The sequence below is a fragment of the Oryzobacter faecalis genome, assembly GCF_046764005.1.
In the GTDB taxonomy this organism is placed as follows: Bacteria; Actinomycetota; Actinomycetes; order Actinomycetales; family Dermatophilaceae; genus Oryzobacter; species Oryzobacter faecalis.
Genome location: NZ_JBKOFW010000001.1, coordinates 463,825 through 482,879 on the forward strand (window position 1 = coordinate 463,825; position 19,055 = coordinate 482,879).

A 19,055-nucleotide genomic window follows, 5' to 3' on the forward strand; every position below is an offset into this window, starting at 1 on the left:
GCCGTCGTCACCGGGCTCGTCCTCGGGCTGTGCGTCCTCGTCGGGGTGCCGCGGGTGCTGCGGCCGTGGCTCGCCCTGCTCGCCCTCGCGGGGTTCGTCGTCCTCGCGCGCCCGGAACCGAGCGTGGTGCGCGCCGCCGTCATGGGGGCGATCGGGCTCCTCGGGCTCAGCCGGTCGCGACGGTCGGCCGGACCACCGCTCCTCGGTGCGGCGATCGTCGTCGTGCTCGTCCTCGACCCGTGGCTCGCGAGGTCCTACGGGTTCGCGCTCTCCGCGCTCGCGACGCTCGGGCTGCTCCTGTTCACCAGGCCGTGGGGCGACGCGATCGGCCGCCGGCTCCCGCGTCGGGTCGCCGTCCTCGGGCCGGCCGTCGCGGTGCCCGTCGCGGCGCAGGCGATGACCGCCCCGGTCGTCGTGCTCCTCCAGGGGTCGGTGAGCGTCGTGGGCGTGCTCGCCAACCTCGTCGCGGCTCCACTCGTCCCCCTCGCGACGGTGGCCGGTGTCGCCGCCGCCCTGGCCTCCGTCGTGTGGCTCGACGCCGCAACGGTCCTCGCCTGGGCCGGCATCGTCCCGACGGCCGTGATCGCCGAGGTCGCCCGCCGCTTCGCCGAGGTGCCCGGTGGGACGCTCCCGTGGCCCGACGGCCCACCGGGCGCCCTGCTGCTCGCGGGCCTCACCCTGCTCGTCGTCCTCACCGGCCGGGCGCTCGTGGGCGGCGTCGCGGCGCACCCGGCCCTGGCGGTGGGGACGGCCGTCCTCCTCGCGGCGGCGCTCGTCCCGACGGCCACGGTCACCGGAACCCCTGAGGGCTGGCGGGTCGTCGTGTGCGACGTCGGCCAGGGCGACGCCGTCATCCTGCGCAGCGGGGAGGGGCGCGCCGTCCTCGTCGACGCCGGCCCCGACCCGCCGGCGGTCGACCGGTGTCTCGACCGGTTCGGTGTCGAGGTCCTCGACGCGGTCCTCCTCACCCACCTGCACGCCGACCACGTCGACGGCCTCACGGGCGCCCTGGCCGGGCGGGCCGTCGGACGCGTCCTCGTCGGGCCGGTCGCCGAGCCCGCGGAGGCCGACGCACGCATCCGGCGGACTGCGGCGGCCCGGGGGATCCCCGTCGTCGTCGTGCGGGCGGGCGACCGGCTGAGGGTCGGTGAGGTCGACGTCGCCGTGTGGTCCCCCGTCCGCCGGATCGCCGCTGGGTCGGTGCCGAACAACGCCAGCCTCGTCCTGGCCGCGCGCAGCGGCAGCGTCGACGCGCTGCTCCTCGGCGACGTCGAGCGGGAGGCCGCCCGCGACCTCCTCCTCCGGATGCGGAGGGAGCCGTCTATGGCGGCGGCGGCGCGCGGGTTCGAGGTCGTCAAGACCCCGCACCACGGCAGCGCCAACCTCGACGAGGAGCTGATGGCCGCCGTCCGCTCACCGCTCGCCGTGATCAGCGTGGGGGCCGACAACGACTACGGCCACCCGGCGGCGCGCCACCTCGAGGTGCTCCGCCGCGGCGGGTCCGTGGTGCTGCGCACCGACCTCCACGGCGATGTCGCCGTCGTCGAGCGCGGGGGAGACGTCAGGGCGGTGACGTCGCGATGATCGTGGCATTGTCGGCGAACCGCTGTGTGCGCGGCCCACCGTCCCCGGACCAGCACCGGGGGACGTGACGCGCGAGCCCCGGCAGGGGACACTGCCTCATGACCGACCTGCTCACGCGGTTGCCGAGGGTGGCGGCAGTCCCCGCAGGCACCGCGCTCGTCGCCGGCGTGGGCGTCGTCGCAGGTCTCGCCGCTCCTTCCTCCGTCGACCCCTGGATGCGAGGGTTGGACGTCGCCGCGGGGGTGGCCATGCTCGTGGCGGCCGGGCTCTCGCCGGTGCCGCGCGCCCAACGCGTCCTCGTGGGCGCGGTCGGCGTCGCGTGGCTGGCCGCGCCGCTCCTGCACGTCCCCCTGGTTCACCTGTCCCTGCTTGCAGCCGTCCTCGCGTCCTTCCCCCGCGGTCGCCCACGGCTGCCGGTCGCCGGCCTCCTCCTGCTCGGCGGAACGATGGTCGCCGTCGGAATCGGGGGGCAGATCGCGGCGGGAACGCTCGTGATGATTGCCGGCCTGGTCGGCGCACGGGCGTCTACGGCCGCCCGCGTGCAGTGGTTCCCCGTGGTGTGCGGCGTCGCGGTCGGTGGCGGGCTGGTCTGCGTCGGTCTCGGGGACCTCCTCTGGCCGGGGTGGGCCGATCCGGATCGGGTGACGGCATCCTTGGCACTCGGACTGCTCGGCGTCGCGGCAGGGCACGTCCTCACGACCCGCGCGCTCGCGGCGGTGCCCACACGTCAGGTGGCGAGCGTGCTCTCCGACGCTCCGGCGCGGTCCAGCCGCGAGCGCCATCGCGCCCTCGAGCGCCTCCTGGCCGAGACGCTCGAGGACCCCTCGGTCCGGGTCTGGGTCGCCGATCCGGTCCACGGGTTCACCGACGGGAGCGGCATCCGGGCGCCTCGCCTCCCCGAGGGGGCCCGCGCCGTGACCCGCGAGGGGGAAGTCGTCGCGGGCGTGTGGACGCGGGGCCCGACCTCCCGCGATGCAGCGGCGTCGGCGACGGTCGATGGCGTCGTCGCCCTGATGGCGCGGTCCATCCGGTTGGCCGACGAGCGCGAACGCCAGCTGGCGGCCCTGCGCGCCGCCCGTGAGCGGCTGCTCCACGCGGCCTCGCGCGAGCGGTCCAGACTCGGCCGGCGCCTGGAGTCCGAGGTCGTGCCGGCGCTCGACCTGGCCATCTGCGCGGTCGATGCGATCCCCGGGACGCCTGCCATCGAGCTCGAGGTGGTGCGCGCCGAGCTGGGGCGGGCCCTGTCCGAGATCGAGGACGTCCTCCGGGGGGTGTCGGCGACCCCGCTGGGCGACGGGCGCGTCGTCAATGCCGTGAACGACCTCGCACGGTCCGCGCCGCTCGCCGTCACCGTCACGGTCCGGGGCGCCTTCAGCGGTGCGGAGGAGGTCGAGGCGGCGTGCTACTACCTGTGCACGGAGGCCCTCACGAACGTCGTCAAGCACGCCGGGGTGCAGGCAGTCGACGTCCACCTCGTCGTGGAGGGCGAGCACCTGATCGTGACGGTCGCCGACCGCGGTCGCGGAGGGGCGGACCCCGGGGGGTCCGGGCTTCGAGGGCTTCGTGACCGGACCGAGGCCGTGGGAGGAACCCTGCTCGTCCGGGAGGCACGCGGCGGCGGGACCGTGGTCAGCGCCGAGCTTCCCCGGGCCGGGTCCGCCGCGCGGGAGGACCCGGGCAGTGCGTCACCGCTCGCCGGTCGCCGATCCGCCACGGGCTCGATGCCGCCCGATGACTCCACCGCCTGACGCCGCCTCCCGACAGGCAAGGAGCCGGGCCCGTCACGAGATGCGCCGCCAGGGCGCGGCGACGAAGTAGTACGCCGGCTCCTCGGCCACGAGGTCACCAAAGGTCAGGACGTCCCCGTCCAGCTGCCACGTCAGGCGGTTGGTGCTCGTCGGGAAGCACGACGTGGGTCCGTCCGTCCTGGTGGGGTCACAGTCGGTCAACCTGGCCTCGAGGGCCATGTCGTGGGTGAAGTAGACGGTGCTCCCGCCGCCGGCGATCCGGCCGACCTCTCGCGGGTTGTAGTCGAAGTCCGGCGGCAGCTCCTCGCCGTACGTGCAGTCGATCCCCGTCGAGTCGCGCAGCGGGGTGCAGTCGACGGCGTACTCCTGACCGTCCACGGTGAGCGTCCAGACGCCGGTGATGCCCTCGGCGGGGCTCCCGATCCCCGAGGCCTCGACGGCCGACCGGTCGATCTCGACCCGGTACACCCCCGAGGGGAGGTCGGCGGGGGTCGTAGGGACGTCGAGGTGCTCGACCCGCCTGGTGCTGACGGGTGCTCGACACCGGGCGGGGTCGAGGGAGCCGGTGTCCGGATGCCTCGCGGCGATCGTCGCGATCTCGTCGAACAGGGGATCCTCCGCCATCCGGGCCAGCACCGGCGCCACGGCCTCCTCGAGCGACCGCAGCTCGGCCTCGGACGCCAGGTGTGCCCTCGCGCCGTCGCGGCAGATCCGGACGAGCGGCCCGTGGTCGTCGTGAGGACCTGCGACCGAGGCGGCGACCGCCCGCGCGGCGGCCTCGCGCACCCAGCCCCGCTGCCTCTCGTGGAGCCCCTCCCACGTGCGACGGGAGATCGACAGGACGAACACCTTGGGCCAGAGCACCACGTTCCCGGTGACGTGCCCGGCCTCGGTGGTCAGGCCGTTGGCCTCGTACTGCGGGACGTCGATCTCCACGCCCCTGAGCCGTCCCGCGCGGGCGAGGCCGTCCCACTCGTGGGTGACCCGGACCGGAGTGGCGCCGAGGGCCAGGATCGTGGCGTCCTGGGTCGGGGAGTTGTACGACCGAAAGGTCTGGCCGCGCCAGTCGTCGGCACCGAGCAGCGGCGCCGTCGTCGCGAAGGGGCGGCGCAGCGGGCCGGCTGCCAGCCCGAGCCCCACGACGCCGGTCGCATCCAGCCGTGCCAGGAGGACGGATGCGGCCGGGGAGGTGACCAGGTCCGCCACAGCCTCGTGGCTCGTGAGGACGAACGGTGCCTCGACGACCTCGAGGCCCGGGATCCCGGCCTCGGCGAAAGCCCGCGTCGACGGCCACCCGCCGTCGACCTCGCCCGCCTCGAGCGCGTCGACGAGCCGGCTCTCCGCGTCGGGCTCCGGCCCCGCGAAGGTCGTCGTGTCCACCTCGACACGGACCCTTCCTCCCGAGACCTCCTCGAGCGCGCGGACGAAGGTCTCCGGTCCGAAGGCCTGGCCGTTGGAGTCGACCGCATCGATCGAGGCCAGCCGCAGCGTGATCGTCGCGTTGCCCGCCTTGTCCTGCGCCGTGGGAAGGCCGGAGCATCCGGCCGGCAGGACCCCGAGCAGGATGACGCCGAGGGTGCTGGTCAGCCGTCCGCGGAGGGAAGAGGTCGTGGGCATATCGGCTCCTCGGGCCATTGTGGCGGGACGGAACGAGGGGTGGCCAGAGCGGCCACCCCCGTCAGGCGGCGCGGTCCACGACCTCTCGAACGGCGGCCGCGATCTCGTCCGGGACGACCGGCTCCATGAAGTGGGGGGCGTCGACCTCGATGACCTCGCCGGGTGCGAACCTTGAGACGTAGCCTGCGAGGACCGACATGATGCGCGCGTCGTACTCCGCGATGCCCGTCTGGTCGCGGGGGTCCTGTCCGGCCGTGAGGTAGGTGACCGGGATCTCCGGCTCCCGCCCGATGTGGCGCTGGCTCTCCTGCATGACCTTCCAGTGGCTCAGCCGTTCCAGGGTGCAGCACTGGTCGTCGGCGTGGAAGCTCTGGTACCAGTCCTCGCGGGGCCAGTACTTCTCGAGGGACAGTTCGTCCGGGAACATGGCGTCGAGCAGGACCATGCCGACGACCTCGTCGGGGTGCTCGTTCGCGTAGAGGTACGACAGCAGCCCACCCGCGGATGCCCCCAGGAGGACGTACGGCGGCTCGACCCCGGCGGCGGAGAGGAGTGCCTCGAGGTCGCGCATCGCGTCCTTCGGTTTCTGGATCGCGTCGACCGTGTCGCTGAGACCGGTGTTCCGGCGGTCGTACAGGCACACCCGAACCTCGTCCTGGAGCCGGTCACGGATCGCGATGGCGTTGCGGTGCGGCACGATCTGCTCGGACCAGATGGCGCCGTGCAGGTAGATGACAGTCGGCGAGCCCGCCCCGCGGCAGCTGAGGTACAACGAGTGGCCACCGACGTCGACGAGGCGGTCGACGGGCCCGTCCGCGGACGCCGGGGTGGGGGAATCGCCGGCGCTGGCGGTGCCTCCTCCGAGGAGGAGTGCCGCCGAGACGAGGGCCGCGACCGTCGCGAGCGAGGCGCCGCGTCGACGGCCGAAGGAGAGGTGGTGGGAACCGGTGGGCGCCATGTCGGCCTCCTTGGTCGGTGTCTGGTCCCCCCACCGTCGCGGACCCGCGGCCACGACGACAGCGGGTCGGCACGGTGCCCCGTGCGGGAAACACGGTGGTCGCTGCGGGGAGGGCGAGCACAATGCACGTATGGCTCCCGCGGTGTCCCGGGCGACGACGACGCCCTCGACCATCCGGTTGGTGTGGTGGCTCGTCCCTGCAGCGGTGGTGCTGTTCGTGCTGGTGGCCGGGGTGCGCGGCGCCGACGTCTCTTCGCCGACCGGGGCCGCCGTCGTCGCGACTGCGGTGCTCGTGGTGGGCGCGGCCGTGACCGGGTTCGTCGCCGGCGGCACCCCGAGCGTCAGCCCCCTTCCTCGGCGGGTCCGCCAAGGACTCGGACTCGTGCTCCTCGCCGCGTCGGGGCCGACGGTCGCCGCCTCCTCCTCCGTGCCCTCGGTCATGGCGGCGGGTCTGCTCGCCCTCGCCTGCGCCGGGCCGGTGGGTCTGTTGTGGGCGGGGTGTGGGTGGTCGGACCGAGGCGACCGGGCCGCGGGTGCCACGGTGTGGGTGCCGGTCGCGGCGGCGGGAACGGCCCTTCTTGTCGGGTACGCACCCATCGCGGATCCGCGCTGCAGCTGGCGGTGTGCCGAAGGGCTGGGTCCGTGGACGGCCGGTGGTGCAGCGAGCCTCGTCGGTGCTGCGGCGAGCGCTCTGGTGGCGGTGGGCGCTCTCGCGGCTCTTGGCGTGACTCTCCTGGTCCGCGCCGACGTTCCCGGGCCGGTCCTGCTCGCCGTCGGACTGGCGTCGTCGTTGGTCGTCGTGCTCTGGATGACCCGAACTGTCGCGTGGGGGCCGAGCGCGGGACCGCCGACGCGGTCCGTGTGGTCCTTCCTGCCGCCGGCGGCTCTGGCGCTCGGGATCCTGGCCCACCTCCGGCAGGTGCGGCGCGCGCGACGGCGGCTTGCGGCCCTCGTGTCGCGTCTGCGCCGGCTCGACGTCGACGTCCCCACCCGGGACCCGCGCCCGGAGGTGCACGCGCCCGTGGCCGGGGGCACGGGCTGGGTGGACTCCCGGGGCTGCCGCGTCGACGCTGTCACCGCGCCGGCGCTGGTCCTCAACGATGACCTCGGTCGCCCGTGGGTCAGGGTCCTGGGCGAGCCGGGGTGGCTTCCGCCTGGCGCGCCCCTGAGCGCGCGGGAGTGCTCGCCCATCGACCGCGTCCTCCTCGACAACCTTCGGGCGGCCGCGCTGGTCCAGGCGGACCGCCGGGAGGTCGAGGCATCCTCCCGGGAGGTCGTCCTCCGTGGTGACCGGGAGCGGCGCCGCATCGAGCGCGACCTGCACGACGGTGTGCAGCAGCGACTGGTCTCCGCGGGGCTGCACCTCGCGCTGGCCGTCAAGGGCACGCCCGCGGCCGCTGGGGACGCGCTGCGGGACGCCGAGGCGGCGACCCTTGGGGCCCTCAGGGCGCTGCGCGACATCTCGCACGGCCTCTACCCGCAGGTGCTCACGACCGAGGGCTTGGCCACCGCGTTGGGCGAGCTCGTCCACCCGGTCGGCGCCGTGCTCACGGTCGACCCGTCCGCGGAGGCGGCGACGGACCAGGTGCGGTTCACGGTGTACGCCGTCGTCCAGCACGTCGTCGACGAGCTCGTGGCCCCGGGCGGGAGTGGGGTGGCGGGGGTGCGCAGCATCGAGGCGGTCGAGGTGGCGGTGACCGGCGGGAGCCTCACCCTCGAGCTGCGAGTCGTCGCCGATCCGGAGGTGGTGCGTGCGGCCCTGCGGGAGGTGACCGACCGGGTGGAGGCCGTGGGGGGCGGCGTCGAGGCGGTCGCCCGGGGGAGCGCCGTCAGCGTCGAGGTGGTGCTCCCGTGCGAGTCGTGATCGCCGACGACGTGATGCTCATCCGGTCTGGCATCGCACGGCTGCTCAAGGATGAGGGGGTCGACGTCGTCGGTGAGGCGGCCGATGCCGACGAGCTGCTCCGGCTCGTCGCCCTCGAGCGCCCCGACGTTGCGTTGGTCGACATCCGCATGCCGCCGACCCAGACGGACGAGGGGCTCGTGGCCGCCCGCCGTATTCGGGCGCAGTGGCCCGATGTCGGCGTGGTCGTCCTGAGCCAGCACCTCGAGCCGGTGTACGCGAGGAGGCTGCTCGCCGACCAGCCCGCGGGGCTGGCCTACCTCCTCAAGGAGCGTGTGTTCGACGTGGTGGTCCTCGTCGATGCCCTGCGCCGGGTTCACGAGGGGGAGTGCGTCCTCGACCCGACGATCGTCGCGCGCCTGGTGCGGGGCCAGGACCCGTCCTCACCGGTGCACCGGCTGAGCGCGCGGGAACGCACCGTGCTCGGCCTCGTCACCGAGGGCCGGTCCAACGCGGGCATCGCCGCCGACCTCGGGTTGAGCGAGCGGACCGTGGAGGCCGCGTGCTCCCAGGTGTTCCGCAAGCTGGGGCTGGAGCCGTCGCCCGACGTCAACCGCCGCGTCCTCGCCGTTCTGGCCGCCCTCCGACGCGACGAACACCCCTGAGGGTGACGTCACCGCACGGGGCCAGAGCGCGAGCCTCGGACCGTCGGTCAGATCGACCAGGCGGGCTCGGGGGAGCGGACCGTGGGCGCCTGCGACTGCGAGCGCGCCGACTCGGCGAGGGCGTCGAGGGTGGCCTGGACGGCGGGGACCCGCTGGAGGTCCGGCGTCGTCACCGCCATGATCGAGCGCCGCGAGGCCGGCGTCATGGGGAGGGCGACGACGTCGCGGTGGTGCACCGTGCGCAGGATGAGGTCGGGGATCAGGGCGACCCCGAGCCCCTCGGCGACGAGGCCCATGACGGCGACGTAGTCCTCGGTCTCGTAGGCGACGTCGGGGCGGAAGCCGGCGTCGTGGGTCAGCTGGAGCAGGTGGCCGCGGCAGCGCGGGCACCCGGCGATCCACGGTTCCGCGGAGAGGTCGGCGAGGTCGACCGTCTCCTGCCCGGCGACCGCGTGGCCCTCGGGCACCGCGAGCCTGACCTCGTCGTCGAGGAGGGGGGTGATGACGAACTGGTCGAGGTCCTCCTCGCCGCGGCCGAGGTCGGTGCCCTCGTAGGCGAAGGCCACCGCCAGGTCGCACTCGCCTGCCTTGAGGGCGGCGAGGCTCTCCGGCGGCTCGGCCTCGGTGAACGAGATCTGGACGTCGGGGAAGCGCCTCTTGACGAGCGCGAGGGCCCGCGGCACGAGCGTCGCCGACGCGGAGGGGAACGCCATGAGGCGAACCCGGCCGCTGCGCAGCCCCGCGATCGCGGCGACCTCCTCCTCGGCGGCGTCGAGGGCGGCGAGGACGGGCGTCGCGTGGCGGGCCAGCACCTGGCCGGCCTCGGTGAGGCGCACGTTGCGACCGACGCGCTCGACGAGCACGGTGCCGGTGCGCTGCTCGAGGCGGCGGACCATCTGCGAGATGGCCGGCTGGGTGTACCCGAGGGCTGCTGCAGCAGCGGTGAAGCTGCCCTCGTCGGCGATGGCCTTCATGACCCGGAGTCCCGCGGCGTCGATCATGGGCGCATCCTATAACGCCCGGTTATCGACCTCCATCCGTTCGACACGCCGCGTGATGCAGTGGCGGGTGCGAGAATCAGCGCATGCCGGATGCCGTCGCACCCCCGCCGGCGGCCACCCCACGGCCCGCTGCCTCGACCCCCACCACGGACGACGTCGCCGCCCTCACGCGCCTCCTCGCGGCGCACCCGGGCACGCTCGTCCTGACCGGAGCGGGCATGTCGACCGACAGCGGCATCCCCGACTACCGCGGCCCCGACGGGACGCGCCGGGTCACGCCGATGCAGCACGGGGAGTTCGTCGCCACGAGCGAGGCGCGGCGGCGCTACTGGGCGCGCTCGTTCATCGGGTGGCAGCGCTTCCGACGCGCCGAGCCCAACGCGTCCCACGAGGCGGTCGCCACCCTGCAGGCGCGCGGCGTCCTCGGACCGGTCATCACCCAGAACGTCGACGGGCTGCACCAGCAGGCCGGCAGCCGCGACGTCACCGAGCTCCACGGCACCCTCGCCGACGTCGTCTGCCTCACCTGCGAGGACCGCTCCGACCGCGACCTGCTGCAGGCCCGGATGGTGGAGGCCAACCCCGGGTTCGAGCTCCTCGCGACCGGTGAGGCGCACGACGGCTCCCGGGTCAGCAGCCAGATCCGCCCCGACGGCGACATCGTCCTCGACGAGCAGCTCGTCACCGGCTTCGTGCTGCCCCGGTGCCTGGCCTGCGGCGCGGACACCCTCAAGCCCGACGTCGTGTTCTTCGGGGGCTCGGTCCCGCGCGACCGGGTCGACGCCTGCTACGCGCTCACCGATGCCGCGCCCGCCCTCCTCGTCCTCGGCTCCTCGCTCGCCGTGATGTCCGGTCTGCGGTTCGTGCGCCACGGCGCGAAGCGCGGCATCCCCGTGGTGGCCGTGACCCGTGGCCCCACCCGCGGCGACGACCTCATGACGCTGCGCCTCGACGCACCCCTCGCCCCGACCCTCGGAGCCGTCGTCCGCGGCGCCCTCGCCGCCTGAGGACCCTCACCGGTGACGACGATCCGCCCGGCCACCGAGGCCGACCTTCCCGCCATCGCCGGCATCTACAACGTCACCGTCGACACCGCCGTGTCCACGTTCGACACCGAGCACCGTCCTCCCGAGCACTTCGCCGACCGCGTCGCCTCGACCCGGCCCGGCGACCACCTGCTGGTCATCGAGGGGGACCACGGCACCGTCCTCGGCTTCGCCCACGCGTCGACCTACCGCCCGCGCCCTGCCTACGACGGGACCCGCGAGGTGTCCGTCTACCTCGCCGAGGATGCCCGCGGGCGCGGGCTGGGGCGCGAGCTCTACGACGCGCTGCTCGCCAGGGTCGACGCCGACGGCATCCACACCTGCCTCGCGGTCATCGCCCAGCCGAACCCGGCGAGCGAGGCGCTCCACGCGGCGACCGGGTTCGAACGGGTCGGGCTGCTGCGCGAGGTGGGCCACAAGTTCGGGGCCTGGGTCGACACCGCCCTCTGGCAGCGCCTCGGCCCGGCCGGGTCCGAGGACGCGGCCGGGCCAAGGCGCGACTGAGGCGCGACTGAGGCGCCGTCCGCGGATGGTCAGATGCGGCGCAGGACGGCCGTGACCTTGCCGAGGATGGTCGCGTGGTCGCCGTCGATGGGCGAGAACGCCTCGTTGTGGGGGAGCAGCCAGACCTTGCCGTCCTTGCGCTTGAAGGTCTTGACGGTGGCCTCGTTGTCGAGCATCGCCGCGACGATGTCGCCGTTGTCGGCGGTGGGCTGCTGGCGGACGACGACCCAGTCGCCGTCGCAGATCGCGGCGTCGACCATCGAGTCGCCGACGACCTTGAGGAGGAACAGGGAGCCCTCGCCGACGATCTGGCGGGGGAGGGGGAAGACGTCCTCGACGACCTCCTCGGCCGTGATCGGCACGCCGGCCGCGATCTGGCCGAGCACCGGGACGTAGGACGCCTCCGGCCGGTGGTCGTTGATGCCGGTGACGTCCTCGTCGTCGTGCTCGGCGCTGCCGCGGTAGCCGGGCTCGTCGTTCGCGGTGTCCGGCGAGATCACCTCGATGGCGCGCGGCCGGTTGGGGTCGCGGCGCAGGAACCCCTTGCGCTCGAGCGCGGACAGCTGGTGCGCGACCGAGCTGGGCGAGGTGAGCCCGACGGCCTCCCCGATCTCGCGCATGCTCGGCGGGTAGCCGCGCCGGTCGATGGAGTTGCGGATGACCTCGAGGACCTTGCGCTGCCGGTGGGTGAGCGCCCCGCCGTCGCCGCGGTCGGGCATCTCGTGGATGTCGGCGTTCCTCGGACGTGCCATGTCGACCCCTTCGGTCTGGTCCAACGGCGCCGGGTCGCCTCGATCCCGGCGTTGTCGCAGGTCAGGTGCTCTGTCGGTGGGATCCGACAGGCTTCTTCCCATGACGGCAGCGTACGCGGATCGTACACACGTTTCAAACATTTCTTCGAGGCGTGTCTTGTCCGGGTCGAACATCCGTGCTACAACTCGTACAGACGTTCTATCGAACACCGGTTCGACGGCCGCACTGGCCGCCGGGATGGAGGCCAGCATGAGTGCAGTCGCGTGGAACCCCGCAGACCTCGGGTACGCCGACCCCTCGGTGCCGCGCAGGCCCCGGCTCGTCGTCCTCCCCGGCGGCGGCGAGGGTGGCGCGGCGCCGTCGTCCGGCGCGCTGCGCATCACCCGGCGCGGGCGCCTGGCGCTGCTCGCGCTGGCCCTCACGGCCGCCGTCGCGTCCGGGGTGTCGGGGCTCGGTGGCGCCGGTGCGGTCGAGCCTGGTCCCGTCGTCACCGTCGCCCCGGGCCAGACCCTGTCCGAGATCGCCGCGGCGCAGCTGCCCGACCTCTCGGTCGGCAACGCCATCGTCGCGATCCAGCTCGAGAACGGGCTGAGCACCGCGCAGATCAGCGCGGGCCAGCGCCTCGTCATCCCCCGCGGCTGAGGTCGCCCCTCGCCGCGGACCGCCCCAGCCGGCCGCCGCGGCGACCCCAGAGCTGAGGCCCTCGACCCGCCTCAGGAACGCCGGAGGGCGTCGTGTCCCGTGCAGAGGACGCGACGCCCTTCGTGCCGTCCGGCGCCGCCGGGCTCAGGCCGGGGGGGTGGAGGCGCAGGTCCAGGGGGCGGCCGATGAACATGGCCAGCCTTTCCGCGGCCTCGCCCACCTGTGCGTCGTCGTCGGCGGACAGGGGCAGGTCGGGGCGCAGGTCGACGGCCACCGACTCGCGTCCGACGGTCCGCTTCCATGTGCCGACGTCCTCCCCGTCGAGGACCACGATGCCGCCGCCGGCCTCGGAGAGCAGGCGGGTGCGTGTCGTGTCGGGCGCACGCCGTGGGAAGCCCGTCGTGGGGTAGGTGAGGCAGACCTCGTCGAACGTCTGGAGCAGGAAGGCGCGCACCGGCCGGGTCGTCCGTGAGGGCGTGGCAGGGTCGACCCACAGCGTCTCCCCGCCGACCTCGACCTGCTCCAGCTCTCCCGCGAGGTCGGCGAGGGCGGCGCGGACCTGGCCCAGGGTGAGGGTCGCCCACCGCGCGAGGTCGCGCTCCGAGGCGGGTCCGTGGCCGGCGACGAACCGGCGGGTCAGCTCGCGGCGGGCATCGTCGACGCCGAGGCCGTCGAGGGGCGCCGGCGGGACGGTCTCGTCGGCGAGCACGTAGGTGTGCGTCGTCCCGCGCGGCGGGCCCGAGCAGATGACGGCGCGCAGCTCGGCGACGACCAGCTGGTGCGCCATCTGCTCACCGCCCGAGGGCAGTCCCCGGGCGGCGAAGGCCGCGGTCAGCTCGGCGCGGGTCATCGGGGCCGGGCCGGTGAGGAGCTCGCGCAGGCTCTCGAGGGCGCGCTCGATCGCCGCCGGCGGGAGGTCGAGCTGGCGGTGCCGCCCGGCGAGGGAGGACTCGATGCGCGACCCGGTGGCCGCCTGCACCCAGCGCAGGTCCTCGGGAGCGACGAAGTGCCACGTCGGGCGCAGGATGTGGGTGCGCACCCAGCCCCCCGACGACTGTTCACGCAGGACGTCGGCGTACCTGACGCCCGGGCGCATCCGCTGGCCGAGCGACCACGCCGCGAGCGCGGCGTCCTGAGACTGGACGCACGTGAGGAGCCGCACGACGTCGGCGCCGCGGGCGAGGCCGGCGGCGGTCAGGCGCTGGCTCGCGAGACGACGACGGCGGACGTCGGGGAGCGAGGCGTGGGGCACGGCCTCATCCTCGCAGCGACCGCGGGCGCCGGCCGCGTGGGCCGAACGGCCGATGACCTCATCGACCGACACGGCACCCTTCCGGCGACGCTCGGCCGGTCAGGGCCCGATGTCCCACGAGGTGTCGGTGCACGGGAGCAGACTCGGGCGCATGAGGAACCGCCGCCGACGCTCGGCCCGGCTGAGCCACCACCCGGTCGTCCACTGTGACACCGGCAAGTGGCTCTGGTCGTGCGGCTGCGGCGCGCGCGGGTCCTCGACCCCGGGCGGCTGGCACGGTGCGCTCACCGCGGCGCTCGTCCACACCAGCCAGGTCCCGGGGGAGTAGGCCCACGAGACGACGGCCCGGGAACACACAGAGGGTTCCCGGACCGTGCTGTCGTCAGCTGGCGGCGCCAGCTCTCGCCGGGCGGTGCCCGACCGACGACAGGCGACGGGGTCGTGACCGGCTGAGCGGTCGCGGCCCCGTCCGCACGTCCGGCCCCGGTCCGCACGCCGCACCCCGCGCGCCCCTGCCGTCCTTCCTCCCCGGAACGTGGGTGAAAAGCGTCGGTGGGGCGACGATCTTCACCCACGTTCGGCCTGCTCACTCGGGACGTGGGTGAAAGGCGTCGGTGGGGCGACGATCTTCACCCACGTTCGGCCTGCTCACGTTCGGCCTCTGCCCGCCCCGTGCGGGCAGCCGGAAGCGCCGGGAATCCATGGTGGACGTCGCGCGTTTTGCAGTGATGTAATGAAGTAATCACACTTGCAGAAGGAGCAGGGACCATGAGGCACCCCCACCGCACCCCCACCCCGGGCGACACGTCTGCCCCCCCGCACGAGGGCCCCCGTGGCCGTGGCCCGCACTGGGGCCGTGGCCCCGGCGGCGGTCGACCCGGACCCGGCGGCGGCCCCGGTCGCGGCCGAGGGTTCGGCCGCCCCGGCGGCTGGCAGCAGGGCGACCTGCCGAGCGCCGACGACGCCGAGAAGTGGTTCGCCGGACGGCTGCCCGACGGCTGGTTCGACGACGTCGACGTGACCGTCGACCGCGAGGAGATCACCGTCATCGGCACCCTCGCCGGCATCGACGCCGGCACCGACGCCGCCGAGGTCGAGGGGCGGATCGGCCGCTTCCGCGCCGAGACGCGCGAGCAGCGGATCGGCATCGCCCAGGAGGCGCAGGCCCGTTACGAGCGCACCGTCTCCTGGGGCGCCCGCGTCGGCGACACCACCGCCTTGTTCACCCACCTCGCCGTCCCGGTCATGACGCGGCTGCGCCAGCCGGAGCGGGCCGTCCTCGACACGCTCGTCGACGCCGGCGTCGCCCGCTCGCGCAGCGACGCCCTCGCGTGGTCGGTGCGTCTGGTCGGCGAGCACGCCGACAGCTGGCTCGGTGAGCTGCGCGAGGCCATGGCCGAGGTCGACAAGCTGCGTGCGAAGGGCCCCGAGCTCTGACGGCGACCGCGCGGGGTCAGAGGGTGCGGCGCATGACGATGCGCGGCATCCTGCTGGCCACCGCGTCGGTCGTCCCCACCTTCTCGAAGCCGGCCGGCTCGAACATCGACCTGGTCCCGACGAACGCCATCGTCGTGTCCATCCGGCCCTGCGGCTCGACGGGGTAGACCTCCACCGCCGGTGCCCCGTTGGCCCTGGCGTACTCGACGGCCCCGTCGACGAGGTGGCGGGTCACCCCCTGCCGCCGGTGACCGCCGCGCACGACGACGCAGACGATGCTCCACACGGGCACGTCGTCGACCGGACGGATGAGCTTCGACCCCGACAGGCGCGGGATGTCGGCTCGCGGCCCGATGTTGACCCACCCCACCGCCGTCCCGTCGCGGTAGGTGACCACCCCGGGCGGGTACCGCTGCTCGCACAGCGCCCGCATCGTCGCCTCGCGGTCACCGTCGCCGAGCTCGCGGATGTCGGCCTGGCGAACCCGGTGTGACAGGCACCAGCACGACTCCGTGCGGCGGTTCGGGTTGATGACGTCGGCGAAGTCCTCGAACCGGTCAGGCGTCACGGGGTGCGTCTCCCACCGCACCCCGTCGTCATCCGTCACCTGCGAGTGCCCCGCGACCCGGCGTGTGCCGGCCTCCCTGGGAGTGCCCGCCATCCGTCGTCCCCTTCCTCGGCTGCAGCGTCCTCCCAGCCAACCACCCGGCACCGACGGTGTGGGGGCGAGCGAGGCACGTAGGGTCGACGGGTGCGCATCTTCAGCCTCCTGCCGTCGACGACGGAGATCCTCTTCGCGGTGGGCGCCGGCGACGAGGTCGTCGGCGTCACCTTCGAGTGCGACGCGCCCGCGGAGGCCCGGACCCGCACGATCGTGTCGACCTCGACCTTGCGAGAGGGGCTGTCCCCGAGGGAGATCGACGACGCCGTCGCTGCGGCCGTCGCGAACGGCGAGGACCTGTACCGCCTCGACGCCGGGGTGCTGGCCGGTCTCGACGCCGACCTCGTCGTCACCCAGGACCTCTGCGCCGTCTGCGCGGTCGACGTCGCCACCGTCGACGACGCGCTCACCCACCTCGGCTGCACGGCCGACGTCCTCACCGTCGACCCCCACACCCTCGAGGAGGTCCTCGAGTCGGTCACCACGATCGGCAGCGCGGTCGGGCGCGAGGAGGCCGCGTCCTCCCTCGTCGCCGGCCTTCGGGCCCGCCTCGATGCCGTGCGGTCCCGGGTGGCCGGCCGGACCCGCCCCCGCGTCGCCGTCCTCGAGTGGACCGACCCGCCGTACCTCCCGGGCCACTGGATCCCCGAGATGGTCGAGCTGGCCGGCGGCGTGTGCGTCCTCGGGCGCCCGGGGGAGCGTTCTGCGAGAACGACGTTCGAGGACGTCGCCGCCGCCCGCCCGGACCTCGTCGTCGTGGCTCCCTGCGGGTACGACCGCGCCGGCGCGCAGGCGCAGGCCGACGCCCTCGTCGCGGCCGGTGCGCTGCCACCGGGGGTGCGGGTCCACGCCGTCGACGCCGACGGGATGTGGGCGCGCCCGGGACCGCGGCTCGTCGACGGGGTCGAGGAACTGGCGGGCGTCCTCCACCCGGTCAGCGGATGACGCGGACCGCCAGCCCGTGCGGGTCGGCCCGCTCCACGCCGGCGACGACGTTGCTGATGCCGGCGTGGCCGCGCACCGCCGGGGTCCGGCCGTCGAGACCGGCCTCGAGGACCAGCACCCCCGGGGCGTCGCCGACGGCGGCGTGCGTGCCGGTCAGCGGGTTGGGGCCTCGGGTCGAGGCGTAGACGGCCCGCCCGTCGGGGGAGACGTCGGCGATGTCGGGGGCCGGGCGCTGCGAGCCGGCCGTGCGGAGGTTGACCGTGACGACCGTCTCGGCCGTGGACGCGTCGTACACCTGCACGACGTGGGCGGCGCGGTCGAAGGCCCAGACGTACTTCCGCGCGACGGTCGCCACGCCGTGGGCGTCGCGTGGGCCGCGGGTGTCGTGGTCGACGACGTCGACCGCGGGCATGGACGGCGGGTTGGCCGCGCTGTACGTCCCGGCCTCGCCGACGGGCAGCCGGTACTGGAACCAGCCCGAGAGGTTGCCCGGGTTGCTGCCACCGTTTCCGTACACCCACCCGGCCGCCTCGGTGAAGCCGCAGCCGTCGCGGGCCACCTCGGTCGCCGGGTACTCGGCGACCACGCGCAGCCGCTCGGCGTACGGGTCGACGGCGAACAGCCCGCCTCCGCGCAGCGACACGAACGCCGGGTAGCCGGTCGACGGGACGAAGGGGCAGATCGGCGCGTTGTCCGGCCGCACGGTCGGGTCGCCCGGCGTCTGCATGGGCATCCCGTTCGGGGTCGTCCCGGCCGTGAGGTCGAGGGTCGCCTCGGGCTCCTGGGTGAAGACGCCGGCCGCGTAGTCGGTGCGGATCCGCTCGAGCTTCTTGCCGTTCTGGTTCGCGACGAGCACGTACCGGCCGTCGGGCGTGGGCAGCGCCGCGTGTGCCTGCCGGGCACCGCCGGCACCGGGCTCGGTGCGGAAGCAGGCGACCGGCTCCCGGGCCGCCGCGTCGAACACGACGACGTGGCCGCTCGTGACGAACGCGAGGATCGCGTGCGAGTCGTCGGGGCTGAAGCTGAGCATGTGCGGGCGCACCGGGTTGGCGCCGGTGCTCGCCCGGCACAGCGCTGCGGTGGCCCCACCGAGGTCGACCCGCTCGGCGGGTGCCGTGGTGGCGTCGCGGCGCAGGTCGGCGCCGTCGTAGACGTGGACGGTGCCGCCGTAGCTCGCGAAGACGTTCGCCGCGGCGTCGCCGTCGCGGCGCGTGTCGGACTGGTCGACCAGCCACACCTCGTGGCGGGCGCTCGCCGGCGTGTTGCGGAACGAGCCGGTGACCGGGCCGGCGTCGACGACCGGCGGCGGGGTGTAGGCGGTTCCGTCGTGGGGGTCGCCGTCGTGGGCGGTGGCGGCGCCGCCGAGGACGCCGGCGCTCAGGACGGCCGCGGTGGTCGCGGCGGCAGCGGCGAGGACGCGGCGCTGGCGGCGGGGGCTGGTGGTGTTCGGCATGGTCGGCTCCGGGGGCTGCGTGGCGGCGCCACGCAACGATGCTGGCAGGCTCCGGGAGAGCCGACAAGGGGGCGGTCCGGGTCGTCGTGCCGGATACGAGGCACCCGGTGCCGGGCGTCCTCCCTTCCGCGTATCAGGGCGGATGACGCGCGCCTCCTTCCGACGCGAGGGCCGGCTCCCCGAGCGGCGGTCGAGCGCGCCGCGACCGGCCCGAGGAGGTGTCCCGTGACCAGAACCCACGCCAGGGAACGCGGCTCTGCCGGAACGGCGGCCGCCGCGATCGGCCTCGTCACGGCGCTCGTGGGGCTTGCCGCGGCACTGCTCGGACTGTTCCCAGCCCTGCCCGACTGGACCCCCGGCGCAGGCGGCAGCGGCGGTGGCGGCGCCGACATCCGGAGGAGCATCGACGTCATGCAGGCGCCGGCGTCGGTCTTCGCCAACCCGACGAGCGGCGCCGAGGGAACGACGGTCACCGTGAGTGGCGAGGGCTTCGGGCCGGGTGACCGCATCACCATCCGCCTGCACACCGTCCAGCTCGGCGAGACCACGGCCAACGAGGCCGGCGCGTTCTCGAACGTCACGGTGACGGTGCCGGGCGACTTCTCGGCGTTCGCACCCCAGCAGCTGAGCCTGGTCGCCGAGGGCCGCAACCCGGTGAAGTCGGCGGACACCCCGTTCACCGTCACCGGGTGAGCGCCGACGACGAGGGCGGCGCCGTCCTCCTCGACCCGGAGGCGCTCGCGGTCCACGGCATCGAGGGTCCAGCCGCTCGGTCCGACCTGCCTCGCCGCGGCCTCAAAACCCCGCCACGGCCAGAGGTCGTCAACCTGCTGGAGCGATTGATCAAGCGCCTTGAACTCGCGCTTGCCAGAGGTCGTCAACTCGCTGGAGCGATTGATCAAGCGCCTTGAACTCCTCGCGTGCCCGGGGTCGTCAACCTGCTGGA

At 74.4% G+C, this 19,055-nt stretch carries 19 protein-coding genes and 1 pseudogene; 13 read left to right on the top strand and 7 right to left on the bottom strand.

What is annotated here, in order from left to right:
- The 3 genes and pseudogenes from ACK8HX_RS02275 to ACK8HX_RS02285 form a co-directional block, all read left to right on the top strand.
- Window positions 1-684: pseudogene (locus ACK8HX_RS02275) on the top strand (ComEC/Rec2 family competence protein); the annotation flags it as partial.
- Between the two features lie 138 nt (window positions 685-822).
- The gene (locus ACK8HX_RS02280; RefSeq protein WP_411939340.1) at window positions 823-1,584 is read left to right on the top strand and encodes a ComEC/Rec2 family competence protein; all 762 of its coding nucleotides are present in this window, start codon (window positions 823-825) and stop codon (window positions 1,582-1,584) included.
- A 98-nt stretch (window positions 1,585-1,682) separates the two neighbouring features.
- Window positions 1,683-3,332: a sensor histidine kinase gene (locus ACK8HX_RS02285; RefSeq protein WP_411939017.1), complete on the top strand. Its 1,650-nt coding sequence runs from the start codon at window positions 1,683-1,685 to the stop codon at window positions 3,330-3,332.
- A gap of 33 nt (window positions 3,333-3,365) precedes the next feature.
- Here ACK8HX_RS02285 and ACK8HX_RS02290 read toward each other — a convergent pair whose 3' ends face one another.
- The gene (locus tag ACK8HX_RS02290; RefSeq protein ID WP_411939018.1) at window positions 3,366-4,949 is read right to left on the bottom strand and encodes a TRAP transporter substrate-binding protein; all 1,584 of its coding nucleotides are present in this window, start codon (window positions 4,947-4,949) and stop codon (window positions 3,366-3,368) included.
- Between the two features lie 61 nt (window positions 4,950-5,010).
- Entirely contained in the window at window positions 5,011-5,907 is an 897-nt protein-coding gene (locus ACK8HX_RS02295) for an alpha/beta fold hydrolase (RefSeq protein ID WP_411939019.1), read from the bottom strand.
- Window positions 5,908-6,037: 130 nt separating this feature from the next.
- Here ACK8HX_RS02295 and ACK8HX_RS02300 point away from each other — a divergent pair, with 130 nt between their 5' ends.
- On the top strand, window positions 6,038-7,771 hold the full coding sequence (locus tag ACK8HX_RS02300; protein WP_411939020.1) for a sensor histidine kinase: 1,734 nt from the start codon (window positions 6,038-6,040) through the stop codon (window positions 7,769-7,771).
- Window positions 7,768-8,415, top strand: coding sequence for a response regulator transcription factor (locus tag ACK8HX_RS02305; protein WP_411939021.1), 648 nt, complete (start codon window positions 7,768-7,770; stop codon window positions 8,413-8,415). Before ACK8HX_RS02300 ends, ACK8HX_RS02305 begins: the two co-directional genes overlap by 4 nt.
- Window positions 8,416-8,462: 47 nt before the next feature.
- Here ACK8HX_RS02305 and ACK8HX_RS02310 read toward each other — a convergent pair whose 3' ends face one another.
- Window positions 8,463-9,416, bottom strand: a complete 954-nt coding sequence (locus ACK8HX_RS02310; protein WP_411939022.1) for a LysR family transcriptional regulator — start codon at window positions 9,414-9,416, stop codon at window positions 8,463-8,465.
- Window positions 9,417-9,499: 83 nt separating this feature from the next.
- Between ACK8HX_RS02310 and ACK8HX_RS02315 the strand changes: the two genes are divergently transcribed.
- Together ACK8HX_RS02315 and ACK8HX_RS02320 are read left to right on the top strand one after the other, a co-directional pair.
- Window positions 9,500-10,423 carry an NAD-dependent protein deacetylase gene (locus tag ACK8HX_RS02315; protein ID WP_411939023.1) on the top strand — a complete coding sequence of 308 codons (924 nt, stop codon included), beginning with the start codon at window positions 9,500-9,502 and terminating at the stop codon, window positions 10,421-10,423.
- A 12-nt stretch (window positions 10,424-10,435) separates the two neighbouring features.
- The gene (locus tag ACK8HX_RS02320; RefSeq protein WP_411939024.1) at window positions 10,436-10,966 is read left to right on the top strand and encodes a GNAT family N-acetyltransferase; all 531 of its coding nucleotides are present in this window, start codon (window positions 10,436-10,438) and stop codon (window positions 10,964-10,966) included.
- Between the two features lie 29 nt (window positions 10,967-10,995).
- Here ACK8HX_RS02320 and lexA read toward each other — a convergent pair whose 3' ends face one another.
- On the bottom strand, window positions 10,996-11,718 hold the full coding sequence (gene lexA, locus ACK8HX_RS02325) for a transcriptional repressor LexA (protein WP_411939025.1): 723 nt from the start codon (window positions 11,716-11,718) through the stop codon (window positions 10,996-10,998).
- A gap of 250 nt (window positions 11,719-11,968) precedes the next feature.
- Here lexA and ACK8HX_RS02330 point away from each other — a divergent pair, with 250 nt between their 5' ends.
- On the top strand, window positions 11,969-12,361 hold the full coding sequence (locus ACK8HX_RS02330; RefSeq protein WP_411939026.1) for a LysM peptidoglycan-binding domain-containing protein: 393 nt from the start codon (window positions 11,969-11,971) through the stop codon (window positions 12,359-12,361).
- Here ACK8HX_RS02330 and ACK8HX_RS02335 read toward each other — a convergent pair.
- Entirely contained in the window at window positions 12,345-13,613 is a 1,269-nt protein-coding gene (locus ACK8HX_RS02335) for a winged helix DNA-binding domain-containing protein (protein WP_411939027.1), read from the bottom strand. The genes ACK8HX_RS02330 and ACK8HX_RS02335 overlap by 17 nt on opposite strands.
- Window positions 13,614-13,764: 151 nt before the next feature.
- Here ACK8HX_RS02335 and ACK8HX_RS02340 point away from each other — a divergent pair, with 151 nt between their 5' ends.
- The gene (locus ACK8HX_RS02340; RefSeq protein WP_411939028.1) at window positions 13,765-13,941 is read left to right on the top strand and encodes a hypothetical protein; all 177 of its coding nucleotides are present in this window, start codon (window positions 13,765-13,767) and stop codon (window positions 13,939-13,941) included.
- A gap of 440 nt (window positions 13,942-14,381) precedes the next feature.
- Window positions 14,382-15,050 (top strand): hypothetical protein, encoded by a 669-nt coding sequence (locus ACK8HX_RS02345; RefSeq protein ID WP_411939029.1) that lies wholly within the window; start codon window positions 14,382-14,384, stop codon window positions 15,048-15,050.
- 16 nt (window positions 15,051-15,066) lie between these two features.
- Here ACK8HX_RS02345 and ACK8HX_RS02350 read toward each other — a convergent pair whose 3' ends face one another.
- On the bottom strand, window positions 15,067-15,618 hold the full coding sequence (locus ACK8HX_RS02350) for a GNAT family N-acetyltransferase (RefSeq protein WP_411939030.1): 552 nt from the start codon (window positions 15,616-15,618) through the stop codon (window positions 15,067-15,069).
- A 183-nt stretch (window positions 15,619-15,801) separates the two neighbouring features.
- Between ACK8HX_RS02350 and ACK8HX_RS02355 the strand changes: the two genes are divergently transcribed.
- A complete protein-coding gene (locus ACK8HX_RS02355) occupies window positions 15,802-16,656 on the top strand; it encodes a cobalamin-binding protein (RefSeq protein ID WP_411939031.1) in 855 nt (284 codons plus the stop codon).
- Here ACK8HX_RS02355 and ACK8HX_RS02360 read toward each other — a convergent pair.
- Window positions 16,646-18,109 carry a hypothetical protein gene (locus ACK8HX_RS02360; protein WP_411939032.1) on the bottom strand — a complete coding sequence of 488 codons (1,464 nt, stop codon included), beginning with the start codon at window positions 18,107-18,109 and terminating at the stop codon, window positions 16,646-16,648. The two genes, ACK8HX_RS02355 and ACK8HX_RS02360, sit on opposite strands and share 11 nt — an antisense overlap.
- 225 nt (window positions 18,110-18,334) lie before the next feature.
- Between ACK8HX_RS02360 and ACK8HX_RS02365 the strand changes: the two genes are divergently transcribed.
- Complete coding sequence (locus tag ACK8HX_RS02365; RefSeq protein WP_411939033.1) at window positions 18,335-18,802, top strand: hypothetical protein; 468 nt, start codon at window positions 18,335-18,337, stop codon at window positions 18,800-18,802.
- Window positions 18,799-19,020, top strand: a complete 222-nt coding sequence (locus ACK8HX_RS02370) for a hypothetical protein (protein ID WP_411939034.1) — start codon at window positions 18,799-18,801, stop codon at window positions 19,018-19,020. Before ACK8HX_RS02365 ends, ACK8HX_RS02370 begins: the two co-directional genes overlap by 4 nt.
- The last annotated feature ends 35 nt before the right edge of the window (window positions 19,021-19,055 follow it).